Here is a 16,410-nt window from a genome sequence, read left to right on the forward strand (position 1 = left end):
CCCCGCCGCCTCGCGCTTGTACTCTTCAGTAAACGACCGACGTGCACGTTCCATTCAACACCTCCAGGCTCAACGAGCCTACTACAGGTGTCCACTCATTCGGAGGAAGTTCAGAAACTTCTAGCACTGCGCGAACGCGGCCGTGAGTGGACCGATGTGTGGTCTGCACAGTATGACGTGATTGTCCCTACTGCGGGGCCCGCCACATGTCTCCTTACAAGAGCGGGACGCTGATGACGCAGAGGAGAGCGATGACGAATAGGATCGCTCTTCTCATGAAGTCTTCATAAGCGCATTCCGCGGCGGCAAGGTGATGCTGCCGATGGCGGGGGTGCGACACTGCCTGACTGCGAAGGCACAGCCGCTGCTTTTGGTGACGAGCTTCTCGGAATTTTCCACCGAGAATGACTCGCATGGCGAGCACGACTTAGGCCGCTTTAGCTTGGTGGGCCGCACGTTCTTCTGGAAGATAGACAATCGATAAGGGCATGCGGCACGACTCCGAATACCCGAGCGATCCCGAACGGACGCTGCGTGTGCTCACGTTGATGCTCGCCAGTGAGTACTGAACAGAGCAAGAAGTGACCGCCTCCCATCTAGACGCGAGGGGCGAATGCTCCAGCAGGAGGAGCACAGTTGTGGGGACCATCGTATGGCCTGCCAGAACCTACGGGTTCGGTGCCCGATCAGGGCGGATTTTCCCTGGACATTCTTGTCCACCAACCCTTGCTTCAACGCGAGGGTCTTTTTTTCTCGATCGAAATGACCCCTTCCAATTCAATGGCAGGGAAAGGCGCATTTAATCATACTGCTGACATTGCATCACTTTAGTCATTGAAATATCTTCAAAGAATCGGCCAGTGCAGCGGTGATAGGGTAACGGGCACCGGCGGCTTGGTCGAGCTGCCTCCCTTGAACCTTACAATGACCTAGACCATTCGAAACCTTTGACATGACTCAGATCCGGTTCTGCAAATCCTCAGACGGCGTCCGTATCGCTTATACTCAGGGCGGCCAAGGTCCGGCGATGATCGAGGTAGCGACTTGGCTCAATCATGTGGAATACGATTGGAAGAGCCCAATCTGGAATGCGCGACTTGCCGAGCTGACAAGGAACTACACGCTTACGCGCTATGATGGTCGCGGCTGCGGACTCTCCGAACAAAATCCCCCGCACCTGACATTCGATGATCTTGTTGCCGACCTCGAGGCGGTCGTCGACGCGTCAGGGCTGAAGCGATTCATACTCCTCGGCTGCTGCCAGGGAGCGCCGGTGGCGATGGCTTACGCGGCACGTCATCCGGAGCGCGTGAGCCACTTGGTTCTTTATGGCGCCTATGCACGCGGAAAGCTCACTCACAATCCGTTGCCGCAGGACGTTGACGAAGCCGAGACGATGCTCAAGCTGGTCGAACTCGGGTGGGGGCGTGACAATCCGGCGTTCCGCCAGGTGTTTTCTGCCCTCCTGATACCCGATAGCAGGCCGGAGCAATACAGCTGGTTCATGGATATGCAGCGCATGACGATCTCGCCACAAAACGTGGTGCATCTGATGCGGACGCATAACCGCATCGATGTTAGCGACATGCTGTCCGATATCCGCAGTCCGACGCTTGTCATGCACGCGCGCAATGACAGGCGAGTGCCGTTCGCCGACGGCCATACGGTCGCCCATTCAATCCCGAATGCCGAATTCGTGCCCTTGGAAAGCAATAACCATCTTCTGCTCGAACATCAGCCTGCGTGGCGTCAGTTCCTTGACGAGACGGCACGATTTGTCCGCGCTGATCGGCGCGCGGAATCCGGAGAAACCCCGTTTCTCGAGCTGACTGCACGCGAACGCGAGGTGCTCGACCTGATCGCCCGCGGTTTAGGCAATTTGCAGATCGCTAAGTCGTTGACGCTGAGCGAGAAAACCGTCCGCAATCACATCAACAGCATTTTCGGCAAGCTCGGCACGCTAAACCGCGCGCAGGCGATCGTCCGTGCGCGCGAGGCGGGGCTTGGATCTCGGGGCTTCTCCAGGAACTGACCGAATCTGGGTCCTGGGCCCCAAACTCTTTCATTGATCTCGTCAAAATTGTGCAGCCGTCTGGGTCCGGCGGCTCATGACGAATGCTCAGTATTCTTGATGAATTGGCAAACCTGGAGCGATCGCGCCACCAGCCAAGTTTGGAGGGAGAAGGCAATGACCGTGACAAAAACCGCACCTGCTGGATCTGCTTCGGTGCAAGGGGACTTGTGGGGCTCGCGTCCCCGTGACTATGCCGAGGTACAGGAGCCGACGTTCCTTCCCCTTTATGAGAGCGTGCTGGCGCGTCCGGAAGTCGCGAAGGCTGGGTCAATCCTCGATATTGGGTGTGGAGCTGGGCTCGCAGCGCAGGTTTTCTCAAGAGCAATCGGCCGTGTTGCAGGCGTCGATGCTACTGCGCCCTTCATCGAGATTGCGCTGCGTCGCGTCCCCGGTGGAGAGTTCCACGTCGTCGAAATGGAAGCCCTCCCCTACGAGGACGACTCTTTCGACGTCGTGACAGGCTTCAACGCATTTCAGTATGCCGCTTCACCGGTGAACGCCCTGCGTGAGGCGCGACGCGTCGTGAAGACCAACGGCATCATCATCATCGCAGTCTGGGGCTTGCCGGAGACCTGCGAGGCTGCCGGGCACCTGAAGGCTTTGGGATCGCTGATGCCGCCACCACCCCACGGCGCTCCAGGCCCGTTTGCGCTCTCGGATGAAAGCAAGCTCAAAACGCTCGCGAGCGAAGCGGGCCTGACACCGGGCGTAGTCGTGGATGTCTCATGTCCCTGGATTTATCCCGATTTGGAGACCGCACTCAGGGGCATGCTGTCCGCGGGACCAGCCGAGCGCGCGGTCCGGGCCTCCAGCTTTGAACGCGCCCGCGACGCAGTCGCCGCTGCGATCGAGCGCTACCGCACTGCGTCCAGCGGCTATCGTCTGAACAACACGTTCCGATACCTAGTCGCTCGCTCATAGAGACGAGACTCAATGTCCGACATAGATTTGCCCCCGACGCATTACGCGCTTTCAGGTGAGGTCAGTATTGCCTACCAGGTGATGGGCAACGGAGCGATCGACATCATCATGGTCCCTGGCCTGTTTTCGCACGTCGAGTTCATGCATGAGCTCCCAGGCTACACGGCGTTCTTGCGGCGGCTATCCCGATTTGCCCGGATTGTGAGCTTCGACAAACGAGGCCAGGGGTTGTCGGACAGAATGTCCGGCGCGCCCTCACTCGAGCAACGCATGGACGATGTCCGCGCCGTCATGGACGAGATTGGATCCCGCTGCGCCATTATTTTCGGCTTCTCTGAGGGTTGTCCTATGAGCATTTTGTTCGCGGCAACCTATCCCGACCGGGTCTCGCACCTTATTCTCGTGGGAGGGTTTTCCCGCGCTGCGGATCGGATGTCTGACGACTTGTGGCAGCCTCGTTTGGAACAGATCATCAAGTCGTTCGGTAGCGGAGCCATGATCAAAACGGTCATCCCGAGTCAATTGCACAGCGCCGCCGCCGTTAGCCAGTTCGCTAAGCTAGAGCGGTTATCCAGCAGTCCCGGCGCGTTGCGGACGCTCTTGGCACTCAACCGGCAGATCGACGTCTCCTCGATCCTCCCCACATTGCAGATCCCCACTTTAGTGGTGCACCGCAAAACAGATGCTCAGGTCCCCGTCGCCCTGGGTCGAAAACTGGGTCAGAAAATTCCGGGGGCAAAGTACGTCGAATATGCCGAGGGCGATCACTGTTACTGGCTCGGTGAAGTTGAGGCGCTCTATGGAGACATTGAGGAGTTTGTTACCGGCCGACGGGAAGCTGCATCAATGGACCTGGAGCGAGTATTGGCGACCGTGCTTTTCACGGACATCGTCGGTTCGACCCGGAATGCCGCCGAGATGGGCGACCAAACGTGGCGTCGATTGCTGGATTGTCACGATGAATTGGCGAAGCAGATGGTCGCAAAGCATCGCGGCACTTTGATCAAGAACACTGGCGATGGTATTCTCGCGACATTCGACGGACCTGGTCGGGCAGTTCGATGCGCGATTGCCGTCGTGTCCGCTTCAAAGAGAATCGGTTTAACATTGCGCGCCGGCCTTCACACTGGCGAGATCGAAATCAGAGGGCGGGATGTCGGCGGTATTGCCGTGCACGTCGCGGCTCGCGTCATGGCCAATTCCAAAGCTGATGAGGTACTTGTTTCAAGAGTCGTGACCGATCTCGTGGCCGGAGCAGGTTTGAAATTCTCCGATCGCGGGTCGCACGAGCTTAAGGGCATTCCGGACCGGTGGGATCTCTTTGCTGCAAGCATCTAGTCTCTGGTCCACGACGTCATCTGTTGCGGTTTGCACAAGAGAGGTCGTTATCGGAGCGAAGCGCCCGTCGCTGAAGTTTATGAGTGTGCGCCCTAATAGCCTTCGGCCTCCCCTATCTGAACGGCCGCGACATTCGGAAGCTGCCCCACCTCGAGCGAAAGGCCGAGCTCAAGAAGATCATCGCGGGAACGGACGACGTACAGTATAGCAAAAGCTTCGAGAGCGAAGGGCAGCTTTAGCGACTTCACCATCTTCTCCACGGTCGTCTTGTACTTTTAAATGATCCGATCCGAGATGAGCGTCGTAGCGCTCCTATCCCGGTAGATCTCGAAGACTTCTAGCGCTGCCGTTGGCCGTCGGTGTTTCATCGTTCTGGATGCACCCGCGACCCTTCGCAATCTTACATACCCGAAACTTCCTCAATCACGCTCCGGATAGTTCTTTCCCAAGCGATGACAGCGCCATACTCTTCCGATGGGTTTGGTCCTCTGGGTGTCCGCCTCAACGCCGGCACGTCGTGCCGGGGCCCTAGCCGCCGCCCTCGGGCTCTGCGTAGGCTGGGCCCGGGTCTACCTCGCCGCCCATTTCCCTTTGGACATTGTCGGCCGATAGACGCCCCGGGTCCTTACAACCCGGTACTTTTTGCGGTGATAACCGATGAAGAGTCGCAGACAGTCGCCTGTGCACTCGATAAGTTCGCCAATTACGCTTGGGACTTGATGTCCGGGACCGCGGGTAAGCTGGCGCTGGCAATTAGCCGTGCTCGCCGGGCGGCCTCGTGTTCTCGAGTCGGATCGAACCGTGACACCGTTCGGCTACACGACGCACAATCGAAAGGCCGAGGCCGGTTCCATCACCTCGCGAGCGACTTCCACGAAAGAACGGTTCGAGATGCGGTCGATTTCCGAAGCAGGGATGCCCGGGCCGGTATCGGCGACCTCCAGGATGACAGCATCGTTTTGCCGCAACAGGCTTAGGTCCACCCGACCGCCTGGCGGGGTGTGCCGAAGTGCGTTATCGATCAGGTTTCGAGAAGTATCGCAAAGGCGACGGGTTCGCCACGCACCCGGTTCGTCTCGATCCGCGCGAAACCCAGGTCGATCGAGCGGTTCTGGGCCGCCGGGCGCAGATCGGCGACCCTTGAGGATGCGATCGAGTGCGCTTAGCGGCATTTCTACTCATCATTAAGAAATGGAGAAAGAGACGTTGGTTGATGAGACCTTTGCCGGTACGGCCGGTTGGGCCATAAGGCCTGTATGGCGCCGGATTCGAGATGTAATCGCCGTCCGATCCGTGCTGCCCAAGTCCCAGCGCGACGCCCGCCTGGACCTATTTCGAGGCCTGGCAAATTGGCTGATCTTCCTAGGGCACATTCCGGACAGCGTACTCGCATGGTTCACAACGCGGAACTACGGCTTTAGCGATGGAGCCGATCTCTTCGTGCTGATTTCCGGCTACACGGCGACGCTTGTTTTCGGCAAGATGATGATGGAACGGGGCTTCTTCATCGGTGCTACGAGGGTGTTGCGCCGGGTCTGGCAGCTCTACGTTGCCCATTTGCTGATCTTCATTTTTTACCTCACTTCGGTTCACTATCTTTCGCATAAGTTCGACGATCCGCATCTGATGGATCAATTCAACGTCACGTCCCTGATGAACGTCCCCGTCGAGACTCTCTTGCAAGGTCTCATGCTCAAGTTCAAGCCTTTGGTTCATGTTGCGATGGCACAATGCGGTGATGATCGGATCTATCGGCCTGTATCTGGCAGCTCGCCATTACGGCTGGAATTTTGCCTCCTATCCTGCGGGCGTTTGGTACTTCAATCCGCTTACCTGGCAGTTGCTCTTTGTTTTCGGAGCTTGGCTGGCACTCGGGGGAGCTGCGGCGAATCGAGGGCTTCTGCAATTTCGCAGCCTTTACGTCCTGAGTATCTGCTTCGTCCTGTTTGCTGTCGCCATCACGCTGGCTGAGCGGATTCCCGAATTGCGGCAGACCGTTCTCGACGCGATCGCAGAGACATTCATTCCGAACGACAAGACGAATCTGGCGCCTTACCGGGTGATCCATTTGGTGAGCCTGATGTTCATCGTCGTCTCGCTCATTCCGGTCGATTGGCCAGGGCTGAAATGGCCGATCTTCAGGCCGATGATTAGATGCGGTCAGCAGTCGCTGCCTGTATTTTGCGTTGGCCTGTTCCTGTCCTTCATCGCGCACTTCGTGCTGGAGTTCGCGTCAGTGGGAGTAGCGGCCCAGCTCCTGGTCGGTGCCGCAGGTCTTTGGATCATGACCATGGTCGCGTACTATCGGGCTTGGTCGAAGGAGGTCGACAAGGGTCTGCCTTCGGGCGGCAAGTTGCCGAAAGGAGAGGCTCGGGCTGAGCCATAAGCCATTCTGAAGTATGGAAGCGTTCCCACATCGAGCCAAGATTTCGGAGCTTCAGCACGAGATTGTCCAGCGCTGTTCGCACTGTGCGTGGCGGGAGGGAAGCGGCAAGAGTAGCGCACCACTCGACGCGGCGCCGCAACACTTCGCTCACGCTCATCGGAGGCACCTCCCGTTGATTTCGAGCTGTTGCACCTGCAGAACTTTTCTGGATTCCTAGCCAACGCGGTTTGCGGAATGCGAACAATTACTACAGGACCGCTACAGGAGAGGAAGGACGGCTTCAGCCGCTACCTTGTAGCACGTGCCATGCTCGTTATGGTCCAGCGAGCAAAGACATGGCAGATTTGGTGTGTCTGGATCTCTCTTCGGCCGGAGCGGTGGTCCTGCAGCTGGGCCGCCTTGGTGAAAATCCCATTCCTCCATTGCATATGGCTTTGATGTCTGGGCGCGCGGTCAGTACAGCGCATTCTTTTGTCGACGCCCCTGTCAACGCGCAGGACAGTCGCCGCCCAACTCGAGTTCGATGATTCCAGCCCTTGCATGCTGCGCGGGCGGGAAACGCCGATGTGGCGCGTCGCCCGAGATCGGAGCCGCCAGTGTGATCTCGACGCGAACGAGAGCTGGCACGCGAATCTCCGCCCAATCGACCCCGGCGGGCTCAGTGAACCGCAGGCTGTGAGCCGCTCCGTGCCGACGCGACGCAGCAAACCCTCTTACCAGTCGTAACTCCACGCCGCCAGCGCTCGGTGCCCGACACATGACCTGCGTTCGCTACGTAACCTTAAAGCTAGACTTAAAGTCAAATCCTCAGGCCGCCTATCAAGCTATGCAAGGCGGCCGACGAAGGATCCAGCGGAATCGCGGATACCGACGCAATTCCATCTAGCCAGAAGAGAAATGGCTGCGCCAACGTGCCGGAAAAGCGTCCGAACGGTCAGCTCTGAGAAGGTGAGGTCGATGGGCGCTGATGCTCCTTCAAGCCTGACCTCAGCCTCAGCCGCCACGCAGGGCTTCAAGGTCGGGCTTCCTGGAGAGTGCCTGCGCGCCGCCTATGGCGGCGGCACCGCAGGCGAGTGCCATCGCAACAGCGAGCGCCAAGTAAAGCCAGGGAATGGAAAGAGCTTCCGGAGCCGGATCGAATACGCCGGTCAGGATCGTGACCAGCGCCTCGGCAAGGCCAAAACCGGCCACGATGCCTAATATCGCGCCTCCGATGACGACCAAGAGCCCTTCGCTCCATAGAAAGACGCCAAGCTGACCCGGCCGCGCACCCAGCGCCGAGAGAATCGTAAAATTACGTCGCCGCTCAGCGAGACCCAGCGCCATGATCAGCCCCGTGACGCCCACGATCATCAAGACAGAAAATCCGAGCTCGAGGGTGGTGAGGCCCTGAAGATTGATTGCCGTCAGGCTCGAACTGATGAGGGCCTGGGTCTCTCGGAGGGTTGTGACCTTCATGCCCGGCAGTGACGCAGCGGTCTGGCGCGCTGCCGCCGCAACACTCTCGGCATTCGCTGAGGTCCGGATTAGGACCACTTCGGCAACATCTGATCCGGTCTTCTCTGCGATGTAGTTCGCGTTGGCCACGAGAAACGAGTCCTTCGGGGCCGTCGGAAACTCCCGGGCTACGCCGATAAACCGGAATGGCATGACGTGATATTGATGATCGGCGGCACTTTGCAGCCTCAGGTTCAATCGATCTCCGGGCTGCAGTTGGAAATCGTTGACGGTCTCCTGCGAGACGAGGACGCCATCGGGCGTCCCGGCCAAAAGGGCGAGAGTCTCGGCGGCGTTTCCGCCCGCAAAATATGCGTTCGAAATCGTGGTCGCCTTCCCGATATGGGCGGGGTTGATTCCGAATAGGTCCTGCAGGTCGGAGCCGACATAGGCAAAGCGGTGCATCATCGGCTCGGCCGTGACGACTCGGGGAATGGCTTGCAGTTCCTTCAGCAAGGTGCCGGCCGGATGTGTCGACGTTCCGGTAACCGTGACGTCGGCGCCATTGGTCAGTTCCGCATCGACGCGCGATTGGGCGTTATAGGTGGTGTTGAAAATCGCGGTGGCCGTGGCGAACGCGAATGCAAGCGCGACCAGTGCGCTTCCGCGCGCAATGCGCAGGCGCTGGCGGGATAACGAGGCAGCGACCAGCGGAGAGAGGTCGTACGACATTGACGCTATCGCAACTGCAACAGCACGCCGGCCGGGTCCAAGCATCAGCCTGTATAATCGTACCGACAAGAGACCGAGGCCGAGCCACAAGCACAGTGGCGCGAGAAACGCCTCGTAGTGCACCGAGGTCTGCGCAACACCTTCAGGCGCCAAGACGATCTCATAGCCGCTCTTCGCCGTGCTCCAGAAGGCGATGGCACCCAGCATGATGAAGGCAAGGTCCAGATAAAGTCGCTGCCAGAGCGGGAACTGTTGATTAGCGTCGACGCGCGCCGCCGATACCGTCAAGAGCTTCGCGTCGCGCCAAGCGGGCACCAGAAAGGCTGCCATGGCGAGAACAAAGCCAACGCCAGCGGCCAACGCGAACCACGGGATTGCGAGACGAAGGTCTGCGAGATGCCACCAGGCAATTGCCGTTGTGCCGGCAAGAGCAAGACCTAGCACGATCGCCAGCAGTCCGATCGCTGCGGCTTCGGTCCCGGCTAAGCCCAAGACCTGCAACAAGGATGCCCCACGTATCCGGAGCAATGCCTGCTCGCGGCGGCGGCGATCCGAGCCGGACGCCGCGACCGCAAGCGTAACCAGGAGAGCAAGGACGATGCCGGGAACTCCGAGAAAGAGAAACAGCACCCGGGCATAGAGCGCGTCAGCACGCACGCCGTCGAGCCGTGCGGCAAGATTGTTGGCGATGACCGCGCTGCCGGCGACTCTGGCTTCAAGATTATTGGCCAGCCGCTGTGCCTGGATGAACGCCGCGCTCGGGTCGGGTGGCAAAGCATTGCGTGCGAGCTGAACATGAATTTCGGTCTTCACCGTGTCCGGCCGAGCCGCCTTTTGTGGATCAAAGATGGCCTGCCACTCGGCCATGGGCATGAGCAGGACGTTATCCGGCGGCGCCTGAGGAGCAATGCCCTTGGGAAGGCCGATCGCCTGGAACATCGAGTCGGCGTTCGGTAGTGCGACGACGCCGGCGATCTTGACGTCGACCGGCGCCGCACCGATCCGGTCGATCGTGACGGTATCGCCAGGAGCGACGTGAAGATTGGCGGCGGTTTGTGAGGCGATCAGCACGCCGTCCGCTGAGCCGAGAATGGAACGAATTTGATCTGGAAAATGATTGCGATAGCCCGCCTCAAGACCGAGCACCTTGCCCGGTCCCGTCATTTGCGAGGTATCGCCGGTCGTGGCCGCGAAGCCGGCGCTGTCGGCATAGCCGACAGGTGCGAGCGCCGTTGTGGTCGCAGCCTCGCCGACCGCCTTGGTGACGGCTGCGACGTCGGCTCCCGGAGCGATCAGGACCTGCCAATCGACGGGCACGCCGGCCACCGCACGCCGCGCCATGCTCTCCGAGGAGGCGACGATGAACGCCCCCAGCGCGCCCAGCAGCCCCACGGTCAGCGCCACTCCCGCAACCGCTGCCACAAGACGGCCCGATCGCGCGGCGACAAGCCCCTTAAGCCACAGCTTGATCATTTGCACACCCTATTTGCGGTGCCCGAAGGGTCCCGTGGTCCATGAGCCAGGTGACTTTCATCCGTTCCGCAACCATGGGATCGTGGGTTGCGATGACTAATGCGGCATCGCTCCCATCGATTGAATTGAGCAAGGTCTCGATGGTTTGGCGTGCGGTCGGCTGATCCAATTGGCCGGTCGGCTCGTCGGCCAGGACGAGCCGAGGTTTGAGGACGACCGCCCTCGCAAGGGCCACGCGCTGCGCTTGGCCACCCGACAATTCGTCGGGCAGCTTGTCGGCGACCGCTGTAAGGCCAAGCAGCTCCAGCATCTGCATGGCTACCTCCCTTGGTCTTGATACGCCTCCGACCAGACGCAAGGGGACCTCGACATTCTCAACCGCACTCAGGGTTGGGATGAGACTCGGTGCCTGGAAAACCATGCCGATATGCTTGGGGCGCAGTGCACCACTTGGGCCGAGGGCCGGCCACGTCAGTTGGCCGGTGCTTGGGCGATCGAGGTCCGCCATGAGGTGAAGGAGGGTTGATTTTCCGCTTCCCGAGGGACCCAGCAGCGCAATGCGGTCGCCCGAACGGACCTGGAAAGATGCCGGCCGCAGGGCATAGACATCCATATCTCCCTGCTGGAAGCGACGCGTCACGGCGGCCCCTTCGATGAGAAGGTCAGGCATCGACGACCCTCCCATCCCGAAGTTGGACAATTCGATCGGCTCGGTCGGCGAGCGGTCGGCTGTGCGTTGCGACCAGAATGCCTGTTCCCGCCTGCCGTTGTTCGTTCAGAAAATCGAGAATGAATCCTTCGGTGGCGGCATCGACCTCTCCCGTCGGTTCGTCCGCCAGGAGCACACGCGGGCGGGCCGCCAGGGCAACGGCAAGGCCCGCTCGCGCCAATTCGCCCCCCGACAATTGCCCGGGACGCGCCCCCCGTCGCTCCGCGATGCCGACACTCCGCAACAGCTTTTCTGCCCACGCAGGATCTTTCCTGCGTGCCAGCAGCATCGGCAATTTGACGTTGTCGCCAACGGACAGGGTTGGGAACAGGTTACCCGACTGCATCAACACGCCAACACTTGCGGCTCGTCGCTTCGCTCGCTCCGCTTCGGGAAGCCGTGTCAGACGCTCACCGAGCAGCTCGACGTGACCGCCGTCAGGTTCATCGAGGCCCGCGAGGCAAGCGAGCAGGGTAGATTTGCCGCTGCCCGACGGCCCCATCAGCGCCACCATCTCGCCGGCATCAACCCACAGGCTGACACCGCGCAGAGCGAGGGTCTCGGACTCGCGGGTATGGAAGAAGCGGTAGAGGTCGATGGCTTCGAGAACAGTCATCTAGCGCCACCTGAAGCTCTTGGCCATGAGCAGCCACTGATCGGCATTGTCCGCTCCGAAAGGAGCCGACAGCGTCAAGGTGACTAGCTTGCCGTCCTTCCACAAGAAGTAGCGCTCGTTCTCAAGGCGGACCGCCTTGTTGGTCACCGCGTTTGGCTCGGAATTCGACCCGTAGGAAACGACGATCGCGCTGCTCGATGGCAGTGAGGTCGGCTTGACTCTTGAGACACGAACCGCCTTGCCGGATCGCTCCAGGTCGGCGACCTCCTTCTGCTTCACATTGTTCAAATCGATCGATCCGGCGCGCTGTGCGACGGTGAGTTCAATGGTGTTGTATTTGTCGCTGAAAACAACGCTATCGGATGCTTCACGCCGCGCCCACCCTTCCGGAACCTTGATCGTGAACCCAAGCGGCGACTGATAGTCGATGAAGACTTGATTGTCAGGAATGTCGCCTGGTGGGTTCTTCTCCGACTTAATCGGGTTCTCGAGTGCCGGTAGGGGCGTCGCTCCCTGCGCCAATCCCGGCATGGGTGCAACTCCGATGGGACTCGAAACCAAGCCTATCGCGAGCCACGCAGCTACCTTCTTCATTGATATCTCCCGCCGACCATCGGTTGGTAAGCCATGATCGAGCATAGAGAACGCGAGCTCTCCGGGATTTCGCCGGGACTATACGAATTTGTAATCTCAGATCGCTACCCGGGTGAGGTTCGGTCGTGTGAACGAGCACAAATCTGTCTTATTCTGGTTCGTGTGTTGATCGGGGGCGACGCAACGGAGTGACGCGCTATGCGTAAATTTCTCTTGGCAACGGCAATCGCAGCCGTCGCGGCGACGAATGCCCAAGCGGCCGAAACTACTGGAACTGTCCGCAGCGTGAATACGAGATCGGATTCCGTCACATTGAGTGACGGGACGACCTATTCGTTGCCCGAAGGCATCGAGACTGAATCTGTGAAAGTTGGAGAGAAGGTCAGGATCAAATTTTCTTCTAGTCACAATCAGAATCGAGCCTCTTCCTTGGTCAAGGCGAAGTAACCTGCCCGTTAGTGGACAGAGCGATCACGCTGCGAATGCCAAAAGGGTCAGCGCTGTGAGTCCGAAGGCCCAGCAGTAATAGGCAAAAGGATTTAGCGCCTGGGAACCGTGTGACACGAAAACCGCATCAATACCCAGTCCGAAAGTGAGGCAATCGCGCCGGCGAGTGCTTCCGACGCGATTACCAGTCCGGTGATGCCGCCCGCGTTTTGATGTCCCATCTTTCGGACTTCGAGTACAGCAGCGCCGAAGATGATCGGGGTAGCGATGAGGGAATGAGAATGGGACGCGGCTCATGCTGGGGCTCGACCCTCAGAGAATGCGATGACAAATGCAGAAACGGCGACACGAACAACCCCGGTCGACGAACGCAACAAGACCGCAAAGAGCGATAGCAAGCTGACCACGGCCCGTCAGTTTCAACGGGCCGGTCCTGCCGCTTCCGTAAGCTGGCGCGACTACCGGGATGAGCGATGCGCTTCAACATACTCCCAAAAGCTCTTGTCCATCGCATTTGTCTTGCTCAGGAGATAGGGAAAATGCCCGTAGACCAGCGAAAGCTGTTGAGCAGCTTCATCGGCCGATTTGCCTTCCACTTCGGCGACGTAAAGAGCCGCCACCAGACCCGATCGGTCAGCGCCGCCTTGGCAGTGAATGAGGAGTGGCTTGGGGGCGTCGCGAACGATTTTGAGAATTGCACGGATCTGCTGTGATGTGACAAGACGGCGCGCTCCAATGCCGTAATCAAAGTGCGTTACGCTCATGCTTCGCGAGATAGCGATTTCGTCGTCGTACCAGGATGTACCAGAATTATCCCCTCGTAGGTTTAAGATCGACCTTATCGAGTACTCGTTGATTACCCGCTCAAACTGGTTCTTGTTAAGTTGCGCCGAGCGGTAAAGTTGTCCGTCTTCTACGACATGAACGTTGCCCAACAGCTGGATGATACCGCAATAGGACGCGATAGACGTCACGATGAGCAGGGTGGTGAGGGCTGCGATATTCGCGGTACGACGGCAAGCCCGCCAGAGATTTGAGGTGATGATGGCGTCTGATTCAGTCATGAAATTTTTTTGGGTGGCAACTGGAATCCCTCGACTTGTCATCCGGGAGAGCCCGACTCGCATGAAAACAGGCGCGATCGCGGGCTGGGTTGTGACGTAAAAGGCGATGATCGTCGGCGACGAGCCAAGCCGATAGGCACCCCCGGGAGCCGCCTTGGCCCGGATGTAAATTCGGCGGGCTCGACCAAACCAAGGCAAGCCGCGCGCTTCCCTTGTTCATTGGTGTTCAGCCGGCTACCGGTGATTCGCCATGGCCGAGCATACGGGCCCCAAGCTCTCCAAGATTTTACCGAAACTATACGAATCCGTAATCTGATTCGAACTGCCGCGTCGGGACTTGCGCTGGAGCTGGCGTGTATATGTTGAGAGCCAAGCATCGTAGGCTGAGCAGGCTGGTCGGGCGCGGCAGAGGCCGAGCTCACAATCACGCGTAACGTTCCATGCCCGTCGCCGCCACCTTACATACCTGGACCCATTCGGCTCCCTCTTTCTTGGCGGCATTCCTCGCCTCGCTTGTCGAATTCGTGGAAGCGCTGACCATCGTGCTGGCGGTCGGAATTGTGCGCGGATGGCGCCCTGCACTTGTTGGCACGGCAGCCGGCACCGTGCTTCTCGCCGCGATGATTGCCCTGCTCGGGCCATTACTGGGACAGATACGAATCGAGCTTCTTCAGTTGGTAATCGGATTCTTGTTGCTGCTATTCGGGATGCGGTGGCTGCGCAAGGCAATCCTCAGAGCGGCAGGCATTATCCCGCTCCACGACGAAATCGCCGCTTTCTCCTCGGAAGTCATCCAACTCCGCTCCGCCGGGCCGATGGCCACCATCATGCTCGACCCGATTGCGGTCGGGACGACTTTCAAGGCCGTCGTGCTCGAAGGCACCGAAGTGGTCTTCATCGTCCTTGCAGTCGGTGCTCCCGGCAATGCGCTGATACCGGCGAGCGTTGGAGCCGCCGCTGCGGGCGTTCTGGTCATCGCTCTCGGTATCGTCTTGCATCGGCCGCTATCTCGTGTCCCGGAGAACGCCCTCAAATTTGCCGTTGGCATTTTGATCTCCGGGTTCGGAATTTTCTGGGTCGGCGAAGGACTCGGCTTTGAATGGCCGGGTCGCGATCTTGCGCTGATCCCGATGTTCGCGTTGCTCCTCACGACATCGCTGGTCGGGGCGCAACTCGCTCGGCGGGCGACCGTGCCATCCGGAGCCAACAAATGAGTTCTCTTTCTGGCGTGCTGCGCCAGCTTTGGCGGTTGTTCGTCGATGATGGCAGCCTCGCTGGTACGCTTGTGATCTGGTGTGTGGGCGCCGGGTCCGTTCTTCCGCATTGGATAACATTCGGCGGCTGGAACGCCCCAATCCTGTTCGTCGGATGCATTGCGATACTGCTCACAAATATTATGTTGGCGGCGCGACACCATCGCTCACGGAGACGAACGAATTTCAATGCTGAGTGAGCAATCGCCTTCGAGGTAAGTAGATCGATGCAATTGGGCTTACCGGTTCATGAGCATTCCATTTCAGGAAAAGAACCTTCGTCTCGCATTTCGGATTAGCCTCACGATCAAGGGCGTCTTCGCTCTACTGGAGATATTCGCTGGCATCACCGCGCATTTCGTCAGCCAGCAGTTCCTTTTGAGCGCCATCCTTGCAATAACCGCGAAGAGCTGACCGAAGATCCTGGCGACGTCGTCGTGCGCAATCTGCTCCAGACGGCACACAGCTTCTCGCTGGACACCCAAAATTTCGCGTCGATATGTCTGCTCAGCCACGGAATAACCAAAGCCTTACTCATTGCCGGACTGCTGCGCCAAAAGCTGTGGTATTACCCAGCGGCAATTGTCGTATTTGTGTCCTTCATTCTCTATCAGCTCTACAGATTTAGCCATACCCATTCGGTCTGGCTCTTGCTGATCACGCTATTGGATGTAGTCGTGATTTGGTTGACATGGCACGAGTACCGCCATTTGCAAAAGCATCATGCAGCGATCGGCCCATAGCCCCGGACAATTCATGCAGTCGCCGGCCTTGCCGTTGCCAGGCGCCTCAGTGATTCAGGGCAATCAATCGCCGCGCATCGCCCTAGCTGCTGTCTCACCGCCAAAGGTATCCTTTGAGTCCTATTTCGCCGGCGCGGGGATCGTCGAGGCAGGCACAGGAAATATCGCCCATCGGAGTGTCGGTTTCCGACATTGGTGGCGGCCGGCGAACCGCGCTTCAAGATCGACGATTTAGGGCAAGGACCACTCCTGCCGGCCCTCGCCAGAGTGAAAGTGGCACAGGCAAGTCTTGCGACGACAAAGAACCTGCTCAAAGCTGGCAAAGGATTGAGCGTCGCAGGCTCTATCAGCACCATCGACGTGGACAACAGCCGGTATGACGGGAGGCTTTCAATGACCCACATCTAGCCGAGTGCGCTTGGGCTGTGCCGACATCTGCGACCCTCCAGACGGCCTCCGACGAGGAGATGATCTGCAGGATGCTCGACATATGTGCCGCGACGTGCCGGCTCATGGCCGACGAAGGGCAGGGCACGCCCAAAATGCATGAGCATTCCCGGATCTGCAGCCGATGCCGGCGTACACGAGCGCTTGCGGGGAAGTCGGGCGCGGCAGAATTCACT

The 16,410-nt window shown here is 59.2% G+C and carries 15 protein-coding genes and 2 pseudogenes; 10 read left to right on the forward strand and 7 right to left on the reverse strand.

Features of this window, described 5'->3' with window-relative positions:
- The first annotated feature begins 322 nt into the window (after nucleotides 1-322).
- The 5 genes from ASG57_RS40045 (at nucleotide 323) to ASG57_RS19815 (ending at nucleotide 4,333) form a co-directional block, all read left to right on the forward strand.
- The gene (locus ASG57_RS40045) at nucleotides 323-484 is read left to right on the forward strand and encodes a DUF3768 domain-containing protein (protein ID WP_422866749.1); all 162 of its coding nucleotides are present in this window, start codon (nucleotides 323-325) and stop codon (nucleotides 482-484) included.
- Between the two features lie 4 nt (nucleotides 485-488).
- A complete protein-coding gene (locus tag ASG57_RS40050) occupies nucleotides 489-569 on the forward strand; it encodes a DUF3768 domain-containing protein (protein WP_155248696.1) in 81 nt (26 codons plus the stop codon).
- Nucleotides 570-952: 383 nt separating this feature from the next.
- Nucleotides 953-2,032: an alpha/beta fold hydrolase gene (locus ASG57_RS39690; RefSeq protein ID WP_057197096.1), complete on the forward strand. Its 1,080-nt coding sequence runs from the start codon at nucleotides 953-955 to the stop codon at nucleotides 2,030-2,032.
- A gap of 156 nt (nucleotides 2,033-2,188) precedes the next feature.
- Entirely contained in the window at nucleotides 2,189-2,995 is an 807-nt protein-coding gene (locus ASG57_RS36905; RefSeq protein WP_162250068.1) for a class I SAM-dependent methyltransferase, read from the forward strand.
- A gap of 12 nt (nucleotides 2,996-3,007) precedes the next feature.
- Nucleotides 3,008-4,333, forward strand: a complete 1,326-nt coding sequence (locus ASG57_RS19815) for an adenylate/guanylate cyclase domain-containing protein (RefSeq protein WP_024342030.1) — start codon at nucleotides 3,008-3,010, stop codon at nucleotides 4,331-4,333.
- 92 nt (nucleotides 4,334-4,425) lie between these two features.
- Here ASG57_RS19815 and ASG57_RS37955 read toward each other — a convergent pair whose 3' ends face one another.
- Together ASG57_RS37955 and ASG57_RS36910 are read right to left on the reverse strand one after the other, a co-directional pair.
- Complete coding sequence (locus tag ASG57_RS37955; RefSeq protein ID WP_156402751.1) at nucleotides 4,426-4,593, reverse strand: hypothetical protein; 168 nt, start codon at nucleotides 4,591-4,593, stop codon at nucleotides 4,426-4,428.
- 493 nt (nucleotides 4,594-5,086) lie between these two features.
- Nucleotides 5,087-5,505: pseudogene (locus tag ASG57_RS36910) on the reverse strand (sensor histidine kinase).
- Nucleotides 5,506-5,524: 19 nt separating this feature from the next.
- Between ASG57_RS36910 and ASG57_RS19820 the strand changes: the two are divergent.
- A pseudogene (locus ASG57_RS19820) lies at nucleotides 5,525-6,719 on the forward strand (OpgC domain-containing protein).
- Nucleotides 6,720-7,712: 993 nt separating this feature from the next.
- Here the strand turns inward: ASG57_RS19820 and ASG57_RS19825 are convergent.
- The 4 genes from ASG57_RS19825 to ASG57_RS19840 form a co-directional block, all read right to left on the reverse strand.
- Nucleotides 7,713-10,052, reverse strand: a complete 2,340-nt coding sequence (locus ASG57_RS19825) for an ABC transporter permease (protein ID WP_230646708.1) — start codon at nucleotides 10,050-10,052, stop codon at nucleotides 7,713-7,715.
- Nucleotides 10,053-10,341: 289 nt separating this feature from the next.
- Nucleotides 10,342-11,031: an ABC transporter ATP-binding protein gene (locus ASG57_RS19830; RefSeq protein ID WP_057197098.1), complete on the reverse strand. Its 690-nt coding sequence runs from the start codon at nucleotides 11,029-11,031 to the stop codon at nucleotides 10,342-10,344.
- A complete protein-coding gene (locus tag ASG57_RS19835) occupies nucleotides 11,024-11,686 on the reverse strand; it encodes an ABC transporter ATP-binding protein (RefSeq protein WP_057197099.1) in 663 nt (220 codons plus the stop codon). The genes ASG57_RS19830 and ASG57_RS19835 overlap by 8 nt, the downstream gene beginning before the upstream one ends.
- On the reverse strand, nucleotides 11,687-12,280 hold the full coding sequence (locus ASG57_RS19840; RefSeq protein WP_057197100.1) for a serine/threonine kinase C-terminal domain-containing protein: 594 nt from the start codon (nucleotides 12,278-12,280) through the stop codon (nucleotides 11,687-11,689).
- 198 nt (nucleotides 12,281-12,478) lie between these two features.
- On the opposite strand from ASG57_RS19840, the gene ASG57_RS40055 reads away from it, so the two are divergent.
- Nucleotides 12,479-12,727 (forward strand): DUF1344 domain-containing protein, encoded by a 249-nt coding sequence (locus ASG57_RS40055; protein ID WP_082529010.1) that lies wholly within the window; start codon nucleotides 12,479-12,481, stop codon nucleotides 12,725-12,727.
- Between the two features lie 458 nt (nucleotides 12,728-13,185).
- Here ASG57_RS40055 and ASG57_RS19845 read toward each other — a convergent pair whose 3' ends face one another.
- On the reverse strand, nucleotides 13,186-13,989 hold the full coding sequence (locus ASG57_RS19845; RefSeq protein ID WP_230646709.1) for a tyrosine-protein phosphatase: 804 nt from the start codon (nucleotides 13,987-13,989) through the stop codon (nucleotides 13,186-13,188).
- 242 nt (nucleotides 13,990-14,231) lie between these two features.
- Here ASG57_RS19845 and ASG57_RS19850 point away from each other — a divergent pair, with 242 nt between their 5' ends.
- The 3 genes from ASG57_RS19850 to ASG57_RS38770 all read left to right on the forward strand — a co-directional run bounded on the left by ASG57_RS19850 (nucleotide 14,232) and on the right by ASG57_RS38770 (nucleotide 15,787).
- Nucleotides 14,232-15,005 carry a COG4280 domain-containing protein gene (locus ASG57_RS19850; protein WP_028146045.1) on the forward strand — a complete coding sequence of 258 codons (774 nt, stop codon included), beginning with the start codon at nucleotides 14,232-14,234 and terminating at the stop codon, nucleotides 15,003-15,005.
- A 288-nt stretch (nucleotides 15,006-15,293) separates the two neighbouring features.
- A complete protein-coding gene (locus ASG57_RS38765) occupies nucleotides 15,294-15,458 on the forward strand; it encodes a hypothetical protein (RefSeq protein WP_200948570.1) in 165 nt (54 codons plus the stop codon).
- Nucleotides 15,459-15,481: 23 nt separating this feature from the next.
- On the forward strand, nucleotides 15,482-15,787 hold the full coding sequence (locus tag ASG57_RS38770; RefSeq protein WP_200948571.1) for a DUF2127 domain-containing protein: 306 nt from the start codon (nucleotides 15,482-15,484) through the stop codon (nucleotides 15,785-15,787).
- The last annotated feature ends 623 nt before the right edge of the window (nucleotides 15,788-16,410 follow it).

The organism is Bradyrhizobium sp. Leaf396 (assembly GCF_001424605.1).
GTDB classification, from domain to species: Bacteria; Pseudomonadota; Alphaproteobacteria; order Rhizobiales; family Xanthobacteraceae; genus Bradyrhizobium; species Bradyrhizobium japonicum_C.

What these genes read in the sequence shown, in the direction of transcription:
- ASG57_RS38765 (WP_200948570.1), top strand. Translation starts at nt 15,294, where the DNA reads ATGAGCATTCCATTTCAGGAAAAGAACCTTCGTCTCGCATTTCGGATT.
- ASG57_RS40045 (WP_422866749.1), top strand. Translation starts at nt 323, where the DNA reads ATGGCGGGGGTGCGACACTGCCTGACTGCGAAGGCACAGCCGCTGCTT.
- ASG57_RS19840 (WP_057197100.1), bottom strand. Translation starts at nt 12,280, where the DNA reads ATGAAGAAGGTAGCTGCGTGGCTCGCGATAGGCTTGGTTTCGAGTCCC.
- ASG57_RS19825 (WP_230646708.1), bottom strand. Translation starts at nt 10,052, where the DNA reads ATGACGGGACCGGGCAAGGTGCTCGGTCTTGAGGCGGGCTATCGCAAT.
- ASG57_RS19850 (WP_028146045.1), top strand. Translation starts at nt 14,232, where the DNA reads ATGCCCGTCGCCGCCACCTTACATACCTGGACCCATTCGGCTCCCTCT.
- ASG57_RS19830 (WP_057197098.1), bottom strand. Translation starts at nt 11,031, where the DNA reads ATGCCTGACCTTCTCATCGAAGGGGCCGCCGTGACGCGTCGCTTCCAG.
- ASG57_RS36905 (WP_162250068.1), top strand. Translation starts at nt 2,189, where the DNA reads ATGACCGTGACAAAAACCGCACCTGCTGGATCTGCTTCGGTGCAAGGG.
- ASG57_RS19815 (WP_024342030.1), top strand. Translation starts at nt 3,008, where the DNA reads ATGTCCGACATAGATTTGCCCCCGACGCATTACGCGCTTTCAGGTGAG.
- ASG57_RS39690 (WP_057197096.1), top strand. Translation starts at nt 953, where the DNA reads ATGACTCAGATCCGGTTCTGCAAATCCTCAGACGGCGTCCGTATCGCT.
- ASG57_RS40055 (WP_082529010.1), top strand. Translation starts at nt 12,479, where the DNA reads ATGCGTAAATTTCTCTTGGCAACGGCAATCGCAGCCGTCGCGGCGACG.
- ASG57_RS40050 (WP_155248696.1), top strand. Translation starts at nt 489, where the DNA reads ATGCGGCACGACTCCGAATACCCGAGCGATCCCGAACGGACGCTGCGT.
- ASG57_RS19835 (WP_057197099.1), bottom strand. Translation starts at nt 11,686, where the DNA reads ATGACTGTTCTCGAAGCCATCGACCTCTACCGCTTCTTCCATACCCGC.